At 31.6% G+C, this 18,638-nt stretch carries 10 protein-coding genes; all 10 read right to left on the reverse strand.

Going from position 1 to position 18,638, the window contains the following annotated elements; all coding sequences use genetic code 11:
- Positions 1–124 precede the first annotated feature (124 nt).
- Positions 125–2,224: a T9SS type A sorting domain-containing protein gene (locus KO506_RS08110; protein WP_215994392.1), complete on the reverse strand. Its 2,100-nt coding sequence runs from the start codon at positions 2,222–2,224 to the stop codon at positions 125–127.
- Between the two features lie 117 nt (positions 2,225–2,341).
- Entirely contained in the window at positions 2,342–2,902 is a 561-nt protein-coding gene (locus tag KO506_RS08115) for a hypothetical protein (RefSeq protein ID WP_215994393.1), read from the reverse strand.
- Between the two features lie 106 nt (positions 2,903–3,008).
- Positions 3,009–4,490, reverse strand: a complete 1,482-nt coding sequence (locus KO506_RS08120) for a sulfatase family protein (RefSeq protein WP_215994394.1) — start codon at positions 4,488–4,490, stop codon at positions 3,009–3,011.
- A gap of 2 nt (positions 4,491–4,492) precedes the next feature.
- The gene (locus KO506_RS08125) at positions 4,493–5,359 is read right to left on the reverse strand and encodes an SGNH/GDSL hydrolase family protein (protein WP_215994395.1); all 867 of its coding nucleotides are present in this window, start codon (positions 5,357–5,359) and stop codon (positions 4,493–4,495) included.
- Between the two features lie 111 nt (positions 5,360–5,470).
- Entirely contained in the window at positions 5,471–6,892 is a 1,422-nt protein-coding gene (locus tag KO506_RS08130) for a BspA family leucine-rich repeat surface protein (protein ID WP_215994396.1), read from the reverse strand.
- A gap of 43 nt (positions 6,893–6,935) precedes the next feature.
- Entirely contained in the window at positions 6,936–10,061 is a 3,126-nt protein-coding gene (locus KO506_RS08135) for a TonB-dependent receptor (RefSeq protein WP_215994397.1), read from the reverse strand.
- A 506-nt stretch (positions 10,062–10,567) separates the two neighbouring features.
- Complete coding sequence (locus tag KO506_RS08140) at positions 10,568–12,031, reverse strand: alpha-L-fucosidase (protein ID WP_215994398.1); 1,464 nt, start codon at positions 12,029–12,031, stop codon at positions 10,568–10,570.
- A gap of 46 nt (positions 12,032–12,077) precedes the next feature.
- A complete protein-coding gene (locus tag KO506_RS08145) occupies positions 12,078–13,505 on the reverse strand; it encodes a sulfatase family protein (RefSeq protein ID WP_215994399.1) in 1,428 nt (475 codons plus the stop codon).
- Positions 13,506–13,509: 4 nt separating this feature from the next.
- The gene (locus KO506_RS08150; RefSeq protein ID WP_215994400.1) at positions 13,510–15,645 is read right to left on the reverse strand and encodes a T9SS type A sorting domain-containing protein; all 2,136 of its coding nucleotides are present in this window, start codon (positions 15,643–15,645) and stop codon (positions 13,510–13,512) included.
- On the reverse strand, positions 15,646–18,615 hold the full coding sequence (locus tag KO506_RS08155) for a T9SS type A sorting domain-containing protein (RefSeq protein WP_215994401.1): 2,970 nt from the start codon (positions 18,613–18,615) through the stop codon (positions 15,646–15,648). It abuts the gene before it with no gap.
- Positions 18,616–18,638: the final 23 nt, after the last annotated feature.

Below are 18,638 nucleotides of genomic sequence, written 5' to 3' on the forward strand. Positions count from 1 at the left end.
ACTATGAGCTAAACAAACATAAAGTTAACAACACAAAACACCACTCTCTTTTCGGTCTTTGTATTGCTGAATTCTCCCATTTATGAAAGATAAGTAATACAAACAGCAATAATTACAATAGATGCTATTTAATAATTACCTTTTTGGTGATTATTGTGCTTTTCGTTTTAATTTTAAGTAAGTAAATACCTGATGGAATATTGTTCACCAAAAGCTTTATGATTTGGTTTGAACTAGCATTTTTTTTTTGAGCAAGATGCTTTCCATCTAAAGTATATAAATCAATCTGAACATCTTTAGTTAACGATTTAGAAAATGAAATATTTAGCTCGTTATTGGTAATCGGGTTTGGATAAATGAAGATATCATCAGTAATCATATCTGGTGATGAAATACCCAAAACATCTAAGGTTGATGTTAAATTTAAACCAACTTTTCGAAACGCTCCATTACTGTCTGTAACTTTAAAAGCAACATTTTGATATTTAAAATCAGTAGTAGCTGTGCCAGAAATTATACCATTTTCAGAGAGTGACAAACCAGTTGGAAGTGCTGAACTTGAAATAAGTTTCCAAGTATAGTTACCTGAACCACCTTGTGCCATTAACTGATGATTAAAAGCTTGATTTACGCTAACTTTAGGAATAGATTTTGTTTGAATTGAAAGATTACTATCTGGAACATAATCAAAAGTTTCTGACATATATGCCAATTCTTTTATCAAATCGTGCCCCATTTTAATAGCTGTTTCTAGCTGTGTTTGTGTCCAACTTCCTCTTCTTGTTGGTAAATTTGCTGGTATTGGTAATTCTGTACCCATTGAAGATGCAATCATCATAGCTGCATTCATATACACAAGAGGATCTGAAACGTGTAAACCATCATCTGCTGCAATAAAATTAGAAAACGTTTCATTCAATCTACCCATACCTACTGTAAGCGGAATGGTTTTCCATCCTCTAAAATGATAATTGTACCATAAAGCAGCACAATCGTCGTTATTTAAAGCATTTGTTGTTGAAGTTACACCACTAGCGCTTTCAAAACCTTTAATCCAATCGAAAACTAGAGGAATCATATTGGTTTGATTTGAGTCGATTATGTCTTGAGCATTTGCACCAGGATCTGTTCCGCCAACGTATAAAAATACACCTTGGTCTGCACTTTCTTGAAAAACGGTTGCTCTTAAAGGAGTGTCTTCTGCAGTCCAATCTCTTGTGCCAAAAACTTGTTGGCTTAATTTTCTTTCAGTGGCCGTTAATGAGTTACTAATAATGGTATTTAATCTATCTTTTGTAAAATCGTGAGTACTTGTGCCTTTATAAAAATATTTTACTTCACTATTAAAAGGTGCGTTTGTAATGTCTAAATTACGATAAACCACAGCTCCATCTTTTTCGTAACTCGTATTGTAATGTTCTATAGTTTGATGCGTATCTACAGCAGTTGTGGCATAGTTGACAAGTTCAGTAATTTTAGCATTTGATAAAACATATTGAGCTGCTGGATTTATATCTGTATCTGCATAAGTAGGTATATAATTAGCATCAGCTGCATTAAAACCTGTTATTTTTCTATAGAGTGCACTAGCACTTATCATTGCTTGTTCAGCTCTTTCAACACCCACTTTTCTGCCTTGTAAACCTGCTGAATCTATGGCATAACCTGCAGGAATTACTTCTATCCCATTTCCGTTTGCTGCTCGATAAATAAACTCTCCTAATTGATTTACATCAGCAACATAAGATGAATAATTCATCATTAACATTGGTGTTGCTCCAGCTTCTAAAATGGGTTGTGAAAACTGTTTACAGGCTTCGTATATAATTTCTGGATAGGTGTAGGCTTGTTCAGAATCAAAAAAAATCACGTATTTATAATCTCCATTGATTATATTAGATTTTGTAGTGGCAAACTGTGGGTCGTAGAAAATATCTGCGATTGAATTGGCATCTCCAATACTATTAAAATCTACTTTTATATCTGCAAAATCATTAGTTAAAGCTAAGAGACCTTGTAAATATTCTGCTACATATTCTAAAGTATTATCAGATTGACTCATTTGAGTGCTTTCAGCATACCAACTTTCATCTCCAGTAGAAGGAAATTTACCATTTTGAGAATCACGTTGAGCAGCGTGAATTAGTAAAATATTTTTTTTCTCTTCTTGTGAAAAAATAGTGCAACTAAAAAACAGTAGAATAATTAATAAAAAGGATTTCATATTTGTTTTTTTTATCAATAAATTTAAGATAAGTACTAGCTCTTTAATATAAGTTTGTCAAGGAAAAGCAGAGAAGTAACCATACATATAATATTGTTTATCTAAGTTTTCTTGAATTTAATCCTTAGCAACTATTCTAATGCGCCATAATGTATTTCTTGATTTTTCATTACCTACTTGAAAACTAAAATTTAAATCTATTATTTTAATATTATATTTTGTTAATCTAACTTTAGCAGTAAAACATTCGTACCCTTTATGCTTTACATATTTTTGATGTGGTTGCGTCTTAATTTCTATTGTATAGCCTTGTTTTCTAAAAAGTTCAATCCATTCGTTATAAGATAATGAGAAATTGTATCCCATCTCTTTTAATGATTGAGGCATACTTTTATATTTAGTTATGCTGATGGATTCTAATATGCCATTACAATTATGATCCCAAAAAGTTTGACCATCCCATTTAGCTATCGTTTTACAACCATCTTCATAATTTTCAAGAGTATATCCTAATTTTTTAGCATCATTAATATTGGATTTTCCCAGATGAATACCATTAATTACAAATTGATTAATAGATGTTGGGTTTAATTTAGTATTTCTATTATCTAATGTTTTTGTTGAAGAACAACCAAATATCAGAATTAAAATAAATGTAAGTTGATAAAAGTGTTTCATTAGTTCAAATTATAATTAAGTTATGAAATGTAGCTAGCATTGTTTGAATAAAAGCTAACCTCATATTAAGTTTTCTGTAAATTATAATAAAGTCTATTTTACACTGCTAGCGTCTTTCAAATAATGATTCATATTTTGCATATCCATTATATTTAACACCTTCATTTTTCCAATGTTCTAATTGTTGATCATACAATGCTCTCATTTCTTCAAGTTGACTTTGATACTTTGATTGATTTGCAATATTTTGCATTTCGTAAGGATCATTTACTATATCAAATAATTCTTCTGTTGGATGAATTCCTTTTTCTTTATCTTCATAATACCAATACACATATTTATACTGATTGTCCATAACTGTTAAACAGTGTGTAGCTTTTGGTCCCCAAACTTGAATTATTGGTAAAGTATTTCTTACTTGTTTATTAGGATTTTCTAATACTTCTGCTAAACTTTTACCATCGTAAACTTCAGGAATTTTTACACCTGCATAATCAAGAATTGTTGCAGAAATATCTACATTTCCAGATAATGACGTTGTTTTAATTGCTTTATTTTTTTGATTTGGATCTACAATAATAAGTGGCGTTCTTGCACCTTCTTCATAAGGCAATACTTTTGAGCCTAAACCATGTGAACCATTGAAATATCCATTATCAGAAGAAAAAATAATAATTGTATTTTCTTCTAAACCTGATTTTTTCAATTCTTCTAACACCATTCCTATAGAATAGTCTACCCCATAAATTAGTTGATTGTATTTTCGTAAAGCTTCTTGATATGTTTCATCCTTATCATAACCCCATCCTTCAAATCTTGGATATTGTCTACCCATTTTAGATTGTTTTGAAAGATGTTCTCCTGCTTCTCTTCCATAATTAGGTAATTTTCTAAAAGTAGTATTTGCATAAATAGAATCAAATATTGGATCTGGTTCAACTGGTCTGTGAGGTGCTTTAAAAAATACGCTCATACAAAAAGGTTTATCCTCTTCTACAGATTTTCTAATAAAATCTATACTTGCTGCTCCATAAGCACGTGTACTATGTGGATATTCTTCTGCATACTTAGCTAAAGATTTATTTTCTATTGTTTTGTATGATGTTTGATGTGGACTACCTGCCCAAAAATCGAAATCTTTTTTGGCAACTTCTCCTTCTTTTTTCCATCCTCCATTGGTATCAGAAACTGAAAAACCAAACTTACCAGCAAAACCAACATTATAACCTGCTTCTCTTAATAAAACAGGGTAGGAGGTAGACCATTGTTTTGTTTTTAAAGAACCATGATCGAAATTACAACCTGTTTTATACTCGAATTGCCCTGTCATAACGTTTGCTCTACTTGCCATGCAAATTGCAGTAGTATTGTAATGTCTTTTAAAAGCAACTCCTTTACTTGCCAAAATATCTAGGTTGGGTGTTTTTACATCTGGATTACCAAAATCTTTCTGAGTATCATAAGATTGATCATCAGTAAAAAAGAAAATAATATTTGGTTTTTTTTCTTTTTGAACTTGAGAATTACAAGATTGTAGGCTTAAAAAGCCAAATAACATCATTATAAAAAAAACACTTTTATACTTCATTTTTAATTCTTCTTTTTAGATTCGTATGCTTTAAATTGAGCATTAATAATATCTGTTGATGGGCATTCAATAGGTTTTATACTTATTGCGTCTGCAATTTTTTTTGAAACTTGAATACCTTGTAATCGAGAACCTTCTGCTTTATAATGTACGTCTCCTTTTTTTACACCATGCTCTTTTAAAACAGGAACTGAAAACGTAAATAAATCGTTAACAAGAACCTCAGGATATTGTTTCATTACATTTAAGGCCACTTTGTTATATTTTATAGAATCACCTGCAAACCTTCCTTCTGCACCTTCTGGTACTGGAGTTGTGGTAGCAAATATTAATTTTGCTTTTGGGTAATTTGCTTTAAGATACTTTATAATTTTATGTAAGTTATCTTCATAGACTTTTAAAGTAGATACTTGCTTTCCATTTTCTTTATCTAATTTTTTACCTGCTAAATATTTTAAATCGTGTAAACCAACATTAAAATGAATTGCATCCCATTCAAAATTCCATCCTCCTTTTAGGTAAGGTTGAAACATTTTTTTTCTCATTGCTTCCATTCTAGCAATAAAATGGTTACTAGATTGTCCATTTGTATGTAATCGATAAACACATGCCTTATCTTTTAAAGACGCTCTAACATATTCAGTATATCCAATAGATACAGAATCTCCATAAATAAAGACTTTTGGTAAATTAGTATAAGGTTTTATATATCTAAATTGATAACGTCTTCTAGTAAATTTCCCTAAACTTTCCCAAGCATTTTTACATATATCACAAGTGTTATTTACCACCTGACTTGAAAGCTTAGTTGGCACACAAGATGCTAAACCAAATAATCCTATTAACTTGATAGCCTTTCGTCTCTCCATGTTTTTTAGTTTTTAAATCCTTACTTAATATAAGATATTACTTAAAGTAAGGATTTCTAAATGTATGTTTATAAGGGTGTTAATTTTAGTTTTGTATATAAATAGTATAGGTTAGAATCCAAAACAACCTAATTTAGGTAATTGATCTTCTGTTAATGCTGAGTTAAGATCAAAATTGGTACAAGTACTAACAAGACTCGTGTCCCAACCTGATAAATCTTGACTGAAAATTGTTGCACCACTAAACATAGTAGCCATATCTGAAGCAGAAGAAACTGTCCAATCTGAAATATCTTGATTAAATGATGTTGCTTGAAGAAAACATGAGGTAAAACCAACAACATTAGAAACATCCCAATTGCTTATGTCACCATTAAAAGCAGCTGCCTGTCTAAACATTTGCCCCATACTAGTTGCACCAGAAACATCCCAATTGCTTATGTCACCATTAAAAGCGTTTGATCTTCTAAACATTTGTCCGAATTCAGTAACATTGGAAACATCCCAATTATTTAGGTCTTGATTAAAAGCTGGACTATTAAAAAACATTCGATACATAGTAGTAACTGAAGAAACATCCCAAGTGCTAATATCACCATTAAAAGCAAAACAATTTCTAAAAGTTGAATGCATAGAGGTAACTTGAGAAACATTCCAACCACTTAAATCACCATTAAAAACACGTGCGTTAAAAAACATTAGTTGCATATTGGTTGTACTTCCTATTAAAGGATTATCTGTTGCTGTAAATTCCACTAAATTATCGCACCATTGAAACACGCTAGGTTGACTACCAAAATACATATAACCCCATTTTTTTACATCAACAAAATTAGATGAACTAGCTCCATTTTGACCAAAATTAAACCCCTTAATCAAACCTTTAATGGTAATGGTTTTTAAACCCGCATCAGCAAAAGTATGTTGTGCATCTGGATCATCAAAAGAGGTTACGGCTACATCATCTGCTGGATCACCAGTATTCTCCCAATTTACAGTAAAATTATAGTCTGTGTCGTCTCCAGCATATAAAGGCAGTACAATGGTACCTCCTGCTTCAACATTCCATTCCGTTATAAATTCAGAATTTGTAGTATCAATAATAATATCAATAAAAAAAGTACCTTCTTTAGATTTATCCTCAAGAAATGCTACATAATTTACAGTGATACGATCATATCTGGTAGGATCAAAAGCATTAATATCATTTATTGTAATAACACCTGTGCTACTTAACTCAATTGCATTCTCTACAGATTGGTCTATAAGTTGAAAGGTAAAACCGTCTAGACTTGCTTCTTCTATGGTTGGGTCTACTAGGGTTTCTTCTGCAAGTAAATCAAAAACTCCTTCTTCTAGTGTAAGGCTAGCCACTCTTCTTATTACACCTATATGACCTCCTGGCACAGCTGTATGACCAAGTTGTGTGTAAGTTGCATCACTATCAATAATAATTAAATTTGACTTAGGTATTTCTAGCTCGCAAGCCATTATAGCTAAGCAAAAAAGCGATAATATTATTTTTTTTAGCATTTCTATATATTTTTAAATTGTTAATAAATTTATATTTAATTTTTTATAATCTATATAATACACCAAGTGTATATACGGGTTGTAAGGCAGTAAAATTTAAAAAATTATTTACATCGTTATCTAAATATTTTTGATTATCCGCACCCGTTAAATTAGAAACACTCATATTTATATTTATCTGTTTACCAAGGTTATATTGAGCATTTAATCCAAATACCGCGTTTCCAATCGTATACTGAGTTATATCTTGACCTATATTACCAAAACTTCCAAGACGGCTTAAATAATTACTTCTGTAAGACCCCGTAGCTCTAAAGGTAAAATCATACTTTTGGTAATATAAAATTGCTTTTCCACTATATTTTGAAGTTCCTGGTAAGCCTAGTGGTGAATCAATTCCTTGGTTTGTTACAAATTCACTTTCGGTATAGGTAAAGTTAGCAGAAAAACCGAAACCACTAAGAAAACCTGGTAAAAAAGTAAAATGTTGATTAAACCCTGCTTCAAACCCGTACACCTGAGCATTGGATGCATTATTTACAGGTTGTCTGATATCAACCAAGGTATCCTCAAATCCTTCAGGAGCTACGATACCTATTTCATCTACACTAGGAAATGGTTGATCCAACAGTCGTAATATACTAGAGTTATTTCTAATATCTCTATAAAAGCCACCTACTGTAAAAATACCTCCATTATTAGTATAATAACTTAAAGCAGTATTAAAAGACCAAGCTGTTCTAGGTACTAAAGCAGCATTTCCTGCTGTAATTGTGTTACGAAAATTAGGATCATTAGGACTATAGTTTTCAGAATTAGGGTCTAATAGTTCTGATTCTGGATCTATCAATCTAATTGTATTGTTAGGTAGTAAACTTCTAACTCTAGGTCTTGATAATCTTTTACTAGCAGCTAATCGAAATTTTAACTTTTTAGTTAAATCAACCGTCCCATTAAAACTAGGTAAGAAATTTATGGTGGTATTATCTGTTACAAGGTATTGAGAAAAACCAGTATCCGCAGTCTCTGTATCATCTAAAGGATCATAAAATGTAATCGATGAAAATCCTGATGAAGCATTATCATATTTAACAACTGATGAAGAAAACCTAAAAACTGATTTACGACCAAAAATTTTAGTAATCCACCTTACATCCAAATATGCTTTAAGATTACTTTCTATAATCTGATACGATCTACTTGGAGTAAATCCAACGTTATCTTCTTCTCCTGGAATTTCTGAAAGATGTTTGTCAAAATTAAAAACTTCTCCTCCATTATAAGAGGCAAATTCAGGATCTGCATTAAAAAGTGCAAAACCAGAACTAGCTAACCAATTATCTAAACCAGTACCTCCTTCTAAGAAAACTCCATCTGTTCTATCACCTTGATCAACAAAATCTATATAAGTCTGTAACTGCTCAGCAGTAAGCCCAATAGTACCATTTTCTTTTACAAAAGTATTTGAGTTTACTATAAATCGTCTAGATTGAGTATCGCTATAATCATAAGTTACACCAGCATTTAATCTAAAGTTTTTATTTAGTCTGTAATCTGCAGTTAATTTAGCCTGATATTTAATTCCTATATTTTTTGTTTTGGCATTTCCTACATTTGGAACGCCACCATCAAAGATATTAGGATCATATATATTAGGATATCCAAAAGAAGGTTTATCTCCTCTTACATCTAACGATAAATCTTGAGGATTAAATTCATCAAAAGCCTGGTTATATATTATAGTTCCAGCATTTACTGTCTGACCCACAAAATTAATAGTAGAATAAGATAGATCTGCAGCTAAGTTTAATTTTTTATTAGCGTTGTATCTAACGTTTAACCCACCTAAACCACTTTTTGTTGTATTCTTAGTTTGAGTTGTTCTACTTCTTATAAAATACCCAGCATCTACAGCACCATCTATGTCAAAATATGTTAAATGAGATCCATTAAACTCAAGGGCATCTGGTGACCACAATGTATTATCTCCATAAAAACCATTAAAAAACGTTTGCAAAACATCTCTTTGAGAATCAATCTCTAAACTAGTGTATGTATAATCCAGCATAATATCTAATTTCTTATTTGGTTTGTATTGAATACCAAATGACGATGCTGCTCTTTTATTTATTCTTTTATTTATAGTAGCACCACCATTAGCAGGTCCAAAATGCGTACTATCAATAGCAGCATAAAAAGTATCAACTCCTTCATCATATACTCCGTTACCATTTATATCAATTCTATAATCTCTAGGTGTTTGAATTCCTAGACCATATGAATTTTGAACGGTTACCTCATTTGATTGTAGGTAAGTTACAAATGCACCAAGTTTATCGGTAATTTTACCTCCAAATGCCATTGAATTTCTGCTTCCCAATTCTGGTTTGTCACTATTGGCTGTAGTCCTGGAAGAAACCACACCAAAATATTTTTTACCTCCTTTATAACGCATATTTAAAGGTCTCATAGTATTAAAGTTTACATTTCCTCCAATACCACCAGAACTTCCTGCTCCCCCAGTTTTATTAATCGTAGCACCACTAATAATTTCTGTTGGTAGAACATCTAAGTTAAACTGTCTTAAACCACTATACCCATCATCTCCTGCTGAAAGTGGAGTCCTCCCATTAATGGTTACTTCTACAAATTCTGGTCCTAAACCTTGTATAGAAATTCTATCTCCCCCAGTTCCATCTATATTTCTTTCTACTTGAACACCCGCAACGCGCTCTAAAGCATCAGCAGTATTATTATCTGAAAAGCTACCTATATCTTCTGAGGTAATAGATTCTATAATATCATCCGAGTTTCTTTTATCTTTAATAGCTTGTAATTGAGCTGCTCTTAAACCCACTGTAACAGTAATTTCATCTAATGAGAGTGCACTTTCTTCTAATTGCACGTTTACAACTGCTTTATCTGCAATTACGGTTATTGTTTTATAGCCTAAAAAACTAAATTCTAATTTATTTCCCTTTCCTTTTAATGTTATAGAATATTCGCCATCAAAATTTGAATTAGTTCCGTTTTTAGTTCCTTTTTGAATAACATTTACACCTAAAAGTGGTACCCCTTTTTTATCAACAATTTTACCTTTTATGGTTTTTTGTTGGGCAAATGCAAAAAAAGAAACCATTAGAAGGCATGTGGTTATAATATTTCTCATAATTTAGTTTTAGTTAATTATTTAGTATGTAAGGTGTTAATTGTCAGTTTTTTATTTGTTACATTAATTAGTTTTTCAAAAATACCACGGATGTGTTTTTTATCATTGCTGAATTAGACCATTCAGTTGCTTAAATCTACTTTTTAATAAAAAATAACGGCTGATTTTATTAAACTGATAAAAACATAGAGGCTTTTAAAAATATTTGATAGATTATCTTTGCCACATAAAACCTTAAATACTTCTCAAAAATTTCTAAGATATTGATTCGGAACTTTAACTATTATTTTTTTAAATCTTCAATAAAAATGAAAGGTAATTATACCAATACACAACTACTAAATCTACTTTAATTTGTCCAAGAATTCTTGCATACATCACAGCTATCATTTATAACTTGACTCAAAAGAACTTTGTTGGGAAATATGAAAGAGTTTACAATGAAAGTATCATTTTTATAGAATATTTTCTAAGTATTTTAGTTTTTATTGTTCGAAAATAAAATATTAATATTCAATTTTTAAAGCATACCCATTCGGATTCAATTCTTTCTGATTTAATTCTATCTCCAAACCATCATTGGTTTGTTTCCAAGATACTTCTGAATCATCACCTAATAAGGTTACACTTTTTATTTCTGCTAAGTTTTCTTGAGTTAAGCTTTCAATAATCACCTTTTCGTTTTCTTGTGGATATGCAAGTGCTATCGCATACACCGTATTTTCTTTTTGAGTAAACCAAAAATCTTGTGGAGTAAACTCAAATTTTAAATCTGCTTTTTTTGCTCTGTCGTGTGTACCATTCATTTCAATATTAGTAGGTCCTTCTTTGGTAACTTTCCATTTTCTTGTATTGTAAATAGCCTCACCATTTACTGCTAAAAATTTCCCTACTTCTAATAAATTATTGACAGATTCTATTGGAACCTCACCTGATGCTTTTGGCCCAATATTCAACATATAATTACCTCCTTTACTCACTATTTCTGTTAACCAAAACAACAACTCTTTAACAGATTTCCAATCCTTATCATAAGATTTATATCCCCATGAATTATTGGTTGTGCCAACAGTTTGCCAAGGTTTTGTAATTGCTAAATGGTCTTTAGGAATTTTATTATCACCAGGAATATCAAAATCGCCTAAATCGTTACCCACTCTAGAATTTACTAACATATTAGGTTGTAAATCATAGGCTATTTTGTAAAACTCATGACTTTGTTCTGGAGTAACATAGTGTGGATAATCATACCACAAACTAGTCATATCAGGAAATTTTGTAAGAATTTCTTTAACTTGAGGATATGCTTTATCCTCTAAATATTCTGAAAATGTATTCGGACTTGGGTCCCAAGTATTAACACCTGCTTTACGTTTTACTCTGGCATGCATTTCGCCTCCAGATGCTATATATTCAGACAAACCACAATCATTGGCGTCCATCCAATCTATATTATGAGAATAGTACAATCCAAAATCTACCCCATATTTTTTACAAGCATCATACAATTCTTGTACAATATCTTTTGGATAAGGGCTTGAATCAGTAATGTCATATTCACTTACTTTAGAGTCATACATTGCAAAACCATCATGATGTTTAGACGTTATCACCAAATATTTCATTCCTGCATCTTTGGCTAATTTTGCAATGGCATCCGCATCAAATTTTTCTGGATTAAACTGAGGTGCTAATTCAGCATATTCTGCTCTTGGTATTTGTGCACCAAATTGAATCCATTCTGCTACCCTAGGCCCTTTTAATTCCTCCATTTTTTTTCCTTTCCAAATTCCCCCAGGTATTGAGTACAAACCCCAATGTATGAACATACCGTATTTGGCATCATTAAAAGCTTCTTTAGATTTTTCTTTTGATGAACTCATTTGTTCATAAGTAAGTTCAGGCTCTTTTTTACAACCTAAATTTATTGCGAAAAATAATAATAAAAATATTTTAGCAGTATGTTTCATATTAAGTAAATAGTAAATTTTGATTATTGATACAATTAATCTTTTTTTATTCTTTCTTTTTCTTTTTCTTGTTTCCTTTAGCTTTTGTTTTATTTCTTACAGAAGATAATGCATTAGCTCTTGGTTCTGTTGGTAAAGTTGTTTTCCAGTTGTTTACCATAGTTAGCAATTCTTTAGCTTTTTTAGGATTTTCTTCTGCAAGGTTATTCTCTTCTTTCCAGTCTTCTTTTTCGTTGAATAACTCATATTTTTCTCCAGTTTTATCAACAACTAACTTCCAATCTCCATCTCTGACACCTAATGAAGGCCAAGTATAATCTTGATTTGAGCCACCTCTCCATTCCCAAAAAATAGGTTTACTTCTTTCCAATCCATTCCCTTTAAAAGCTGACATCATACTTTCTCCATCAGGTTTGTAATCTTTTGGCATTGCAATACCAGCTGCCTCGAAAAATGTAGGTAATAAATCTACTGCAGTTACTACAGAATTTTTATCCTCTACACCTGCAGGAATAACTTTTGGCCATTTAGCCACAAATGGTACACGAATACCACCTGCAAATAAAGATCTTTTTTGTCCTTTTAAACCTCCTGTTTCACCAACAGAATAATATTTACCAAGACCTGCTACACCATTTTCTTCATTGCCTTTATGTAGTTTTTCTTTTTCTGAACCTTCCCATTCTGGACCATTATCCGTAGAAAAAACCACTAATGTATTTTCATCTAAGTTTAATTCTTTTAACAATTTCGTGATTCTACCAACAGCTTCATCACCTTCTGCAATAATGGAAGCATATACTTGTTTTTGTTCATCTAGGTTACCAAACTTATCCATAAAACGTTCTTGTGGATAATGTGCTGTGTGTGCTTCATGTAACCAAAGATTTATAAAAAATGGTTTGTCTTTATTTTTTTTGATGAAGTTTTCTGCATAATCTACACCTACAGATTTAGATTTAGGAATACTTATTGTTCCAGAACCGTTAAACGTTGCATATTCATCATAACCATAATCGCTTTCTTTAGGACCATCTTTTGCTTTCCAACCTAAATGCCATTTTCCAAAATGAGCAGTTGTATAACCTGCTTTTTGAAAATGTTTTGGAAACGACATATCTGTAGCGTCCATCCAATCTGGCATTCCTCTTTTTTTATGTGCTTTCCATCCTTGGAAATGTTGATGAATAGATTGCCTTGCAGGAAACTGACCTGTCATCACTGCAACTCTACTTGGTGAACATACAGGGCTGTTTACTGTAAAATTCGCAAAATCCATACCTTCTTTAATCATTTTATCAATATGAGGTGTTTCTATCCAAGTACTGCCATGTGCACTTATATCTCCATAACCCCAGTCATCTGCAAAAATGAAAATGATGTTTGGTTTTTTTTCTACCTTTTGTTGTGCTTTTGATGATACACAACTTAAAGAAATTACTACGCAAAAAAATGCTACTATTTTTATTTTCATATAGTTATAATTTGATAAATTTTTTAGAATATGTATTGCCTTTATTTGTTTTTGCTTTTATTATATAAATCCCCTTATTTAAGTTAGATATATTTAAAATTTTATTATTGATTTTATAGTTTTTTACTTTTTTTCCTAACACGTTATAAATTTCAATATCATCAAAATCATAGGAAATGGTAAGTGTATCTTTTGCAGGATTAGGAAAAATAACAAAAGATTCTTGTATCTTTTTTATAGTGTTATTGACTCCTAAAGTTATGTTTGATACATCAACATCAACCAAAACAGAAATGTTTTCTACGGCCCATTTGTTGTTAGTTTCTGTTGATCCGTTTTTGATGGTAAAAGACTCTATCTTAGTATCTGATGCTTCTGTTACTAAGTCTACAATTTTGACGGCTTCTCCATTAAATCTTCCTAGTTCAATATCTGCTGAATTATCTGCTGAAAAAGTAAATCGATCACCTGTATTATGACCATTTACAATCGTAATTGATTTAAATGTGTCTATTGTAATATCATTTGCTGTTAAACCGCTTGCACCTGAAATTGTACCCAATTTAGCATCACTAATTGTGGCTGTTAATTGTTGATCTCCTTGAAAAATTCTATCTCCATTTGCGGCATTTGCTCCATCATCACTAATTCCCCAACTTTTGGTCGTTGAAGTTCCGTTATTATCACTTGTTCCAGAAACAATTACTGCATTTGGATAGGTTGTAAAATCACCATTTGGTGTAACTGTTATCTCTATCTCAAAAGTTGCATCAGATTCTGGCACAGTTCCAATACCTATCATAGTTAGTGCACCAGAAGTGTATGTCGTATTTTCTGTTGCTTTTATAGAAACCTCAACAGTGGTTTTTGATGTGTCAATTACTTCTTTCATTACACTGCTATAGATAAAATCGTTATCTGTAGTTACATTGATGTAATAATATTTTGTGTTTTCTGGTATCTCAGCTGTAATTTTATTTGTAGTTTGATTAATTGTAGCAGGTACATTCAACCAATCGTAAGTGTCTTGTGCCCAGTTAGCAACGTCTGTTGTATAATGTAAAACAGCACTTTCTATATCTCCAATATACGAAGCAGTTACACTATTATTTTGTACATTATCAATTGATACTGTAATAGGTGCTTTACCATTTTTAGTGATAAAATCGGCAAAACTATAGATTTCTTCAGGAGCATATCCAGCTACTGTGCTATGTTTCATAAGATGTTCTATGCGAAGATATTTTTCACTAGGTATAAGATTATAACTGGGTGTAGCAATATTCATCGCAAATTGCTTGTCATTATTTCCATTTACATAAAAAATGGGTAAAGTTTGTAAAGGAATATATAATGATGGTTCCCAATTGTTATAATAAAACTCTTTTTCTGCTTCACTCATCACTAATAAATCTTGACTATAATGTGGGCTATCATACAAATAACCACAACCGTAAACAGGTACTGAAAATTTAAAACGTTGATCAATTCCAGTAATAACATTTGTTAATATGCCTCCCCAAGAAATACCGTTTATACCGATATTATTTTCATCAACTTCTGGAAAACTTTTCAAAAGACTATTGGCTAAAATTGCATCTGCTACTGCATGATAAAACCATTGTTGATCTAGCGTTTCATCTGCATCTCTAAAAAAACCAGCACGTCTTGGGCCTGAAAATTCCCAAGTTGGATACCAAGGATCTTTTGCTCCAGGTAATTGCCCTTCATGCGCAATGGCAATAGCGATATAACCATGATCAGTCCATTGTTTTACCCAATTAGGAAAAGCTGTACCACCTCCACCATGTACTAAAACAACTGCTGGTGCTTTTTCTCCAGATGCCAAATTTTCTGGAACACCATACCAAGAAAATACTTTTGTTGGTTGTCCATTACTATCAAGTGCATCAATAAATAAGCCTTTAATATTATCGTGTTCACGATATTCATCATAATCCGTTGTAAAAGTATAACTTGGGGTATTAAAAACACCAGCTTCTGTTAATGTGTTTTTGATATATTCAGGGCCAATAATCTGAGACCTAACAACAGTTACAGTAGTTAGATAACAAATTATAAAAACTACTTTAAGTTTTATCTTTATAGTATAATTATATGAAATACGGTTTATATTCATTTATTCTTTTAATAGTTTTTTTAAGTAGATAGTTCCTTCTTCACTTTGTACTTTAACAATATATAGTCCTCTTTTTAAAGTTGAAATATCAATTGTGTTTTTTCTATTATTATCAACTTTTACCAGTTTTCCTGTTACATCAAAAATTTGAGTTTTTACAGAATTGATATTAAATGAAATTTGAGTTTTTGCAGGATTTGGAAATAGCCTCAACTCTTCTCTTTGTTCTTGATTTATATCAGATATAGATAAGGTGTTATCTTTAAATTGAACAGCTACATTAATGCCTTCTACTGACCATTTATTGGTAGGCTCTGTGTTTCCAGCACCTATTCCGAATTCCTGTATAGTATCTGTATTTAAAACAGTTGCTAAATCTATTTCTTTAGTTTGATTATCTAATCTTCCTGCATCAGTATTAGTGTCATTAAATTTTAATGAAACAAAATCATTTACAGATTGTGCATTTACAATAGTAACAGATTTAAAATTAGCAATTATATTATCTGAAGTTAACGAACCTCCATTAGCATTGAAATCTACAATTTGAATATTATTGATACTATCTACCCACTCGTTATGACTCCCTCTAAAAATAACATTTTGTGTGTTATCTGTTCCATCACCTAAACCCCAAGAATTTTCTGTTGCTGACCCTCCTGAATTACCCGAAATTACTGCTTTATCACTTGGAGGCGTAATATCTATAGAAACTCTATAAGTTGCCAATTCATCTGGTGCAGTTTGAATATCAGAATACATTACAGCCTTTGTACCTATTCCATAATTAGTATTTGCAGTTGCTTTTATCAAAACATCTTTTAAAGTGTAATTTGAAATAACTTTTAAGTCTACTTTTCTATTAGTTCCTCCTGAAGCATCGTTAACTTGTAGGTTAAATTCATAATCTGTTTCTACAATTTCAGTTGGTGTTCCACTTAAAGTCCATACACCAGATGCTGTTTCTGTAATGGTTAACCAAGAAGGATAACTACCTGATGCTACAAGTGATGTAATGGTATCTCCTTCAGGGTCCCAAAAATCAACATCTTCTGTTAATGTATGAGCATAAGGTATTCCTGCGTAAGCTTCTGGTAAAATAGTATGGGCTCTAGCCCAGTTTGGTGCCCCTGGATTTTCATACTGTGCTAAATAATCATCCAACCCTTCTAAAAGCACATATACCCAATCATAAATTGTTGTTTCAGATCTATTAAAAGACCCTCCCCAAGTCATAGAACCACCTGCTTGCATAGTCTCTAGATTCCATTGATTAAAATCGTCTTGCTCCCATGCTTGGTTAGGTCCATATTTCCATGCTGTTGTTGATAATTTTGAATGAAAATTACCTACAATTTTATCATCCCAATCCCAATCTCCATCTGCATGCACGTAACCATTAGTTTCTGTCATACGTGTTATATGTTGATAATTCAAATTGAATTGATTTCCATCTATTTTTTCAGCATGATTATTATTTCCTCCAAAAGCATGTCCAAAAGTAAAATCTTCAAATCTTATAGTATGTGCAAAAGGGTAAGAGTTGTAATTTAGTGTGCTCCTACCGTTATTAAAAGCAATTGGAATATCAGGATTCCCTGCATGAATAGCATTTGCATAAGCTTGATATATCCTTTGTTCTTCTACAAGACCACTTGTAGCATTATCTCCATTTTGTTCCATAGTGCTACCATCATCAAAAATCCAAGAACCAAAATGTTTTCCATAACGTAACGCATAGTCTTTTAGAAAATATTCTGCATAACAAAACATATATTTTCGCATAGGATAAGTATCTCTTGCATCTTCATAGGTTTCAGTAGTCCTATTCCAAATACCTGTATGATAAGGTTTACTATTAATAAAAGCCTGAACATCTGGGTCTGTGTCACAATATGCTATCCAACTATCTACAAATGGTTGAAGATAATCTGCATTTGGGCCAACAAAATTTTCTGAATTTGTGTAGGCTTTTACATTAAACCCTGCAGCTTTTATTTTTAAAATATCTGCTAGCATCTTATCATCTTCTGGTGAATCTGAATTTAAATCTCCCCAAGAAGGAGCAGCAGCATCTCCACCTGATAATATATCAAACAATTTATGAGGCACCTTATGTTCTGCCGATAATACAGCACCGTTGGTAAAACTCACTGCTAAACGATCCAGTGTTTTTAAGTTTTTTATTCTATCATCCAATAAATCTACAAGAATTTCAGAACTCCAAGTACCTCTTAAATGTTCAGCTCTTTCTCCTGCTGCGTATCTTTTTTCTAATGTAATAGATTGAATAGACTTTTCATTATCACTCTGCCCATAAACAGCAACATGGTAATTTTTACTTAAATCAAAACCATTTAATAAAACTCCAGATGCTTCATAAACATCATTAATACGATAAGACCAATATCCACCAATACCAATTTCTATAGTAACTTTTGTGGTTTCTCCTGCAACAAATTGTATTCTGGTTCCAGATTCATCCAAAGTAACTCTTTCTATAGTATTCGTAAAATTTAACCCTCTAGCTGTAGCATCTTCATTAGTTGTTAAATTAGCACCAATACTGTAAACTGATTCAGTTGCTCTAAAAGGATTAAATCCTGCATAAGTTGACAAATCAGTTTCATCACTAATCAAACCAAAAGAAAAATTATGACTTGCAATGTCTGCAATTGATCCTGTAGCATATTCAATTGTTAACTTAAACCCATCTTCAGATTGGAAACCAGATGTGGAATATAATAATGATCTATTTTGAACACTTGTGCCATTATTATCATATTCAAAACCTCCATTTGATGAATTATTCCAAACAGCCGCACCTTCTATAGACACTATTTCGTTTGACGATGTTTCATTATAAAAAACTTGAGACTGTGTATTAAATACTCCAAATAGCAAACAAAAAAGTATGAATAAGAAATTACTCTTACCCACATTCATCAATATTTTCTCTTTGCTATTCATTGTTTGAATTAGTTGAAATTGAA

Origin of the sequence: Polaribacter vadi, from assembly GCF_018861005.1 — a bacterium.
GTDB lineage: Bacteria > Bacteroidota > Bacteroidia > Flavobacteriales > Flavobacteriaceae > Polaribacter > Polaribacter vadi_A.

Bases quoted from the DNA above. Each gene is read 5' to 3' on its own strand.
- KO506_RS08125 (WP_215994395.1), bottom strand. From the start codon at position 5,359: ATGGAGAGACGAAAGGCTATCAAGTTAATAGGATTATTTGGTTTAGCA.
- KO506_RS08115 (WP_215994393.1), bottom strand. From the start codon at position 2,902: ATGAAACACTTTTATCAACTTACATTTATTTTAATTCTGATATTTGGT.
- KO506_RS08120 (WP_215994394.1), bottom strand. From the start codon at position 4,490: ATGAAGTATAAAAGTGTTTTTTTTATAATGATGTTATTTGGCTTTTTA.
- KO506_RS08150 (WP_215994400.1), bottom strand. From the start codon at position 15,645: ATGAATATAAACCGTATTTCATATAATTATACTATAAAGATAAAACTT.
- KO506_RS08140 (WP_215994398.1), bottom strand. From the start codon at position 12,031: ATGAAACATACTGCTAAAATATTTTTATTATTATTTTTCGCAATAAAT.
- KO506_RS08130 (WP_215994396.1), bottom strand. From the start codon at position 6,892: ATGCTAAAAAAAATAATATTATCGCTTTTTTGCTTAGCTATAATGGCT.
- KO506_RS08145 (WP_215994399.1), bottom strand. From the start codon at position 13,505: ATGAAAATAAAAATAGTAGCATTTTTTTGCGTAGTAATTTCTTTAAGT.
- KO506_RS08155 (WP_215994401.1), bottom strand. From the start codon at position 18,615: ATGAATAGCAAAGAGAAAATATTGATGAATGTGGGTAAGAGTAATTTC.
- KO506_RS08135 (WP_215994397.1), bottom strand. From the start codon at position 10,061: ATGAGAAATATTATAACCACATGCCTTCTAATGGTTTCTTTTTTTGCA.
- KO506_RS08110 (WP_215994392.1), bottom strand. From the start codon at position 2,224: ATGAAATCCTTTTTATTAATTATTCTACTGTTTTTTAGTTGCACTATT.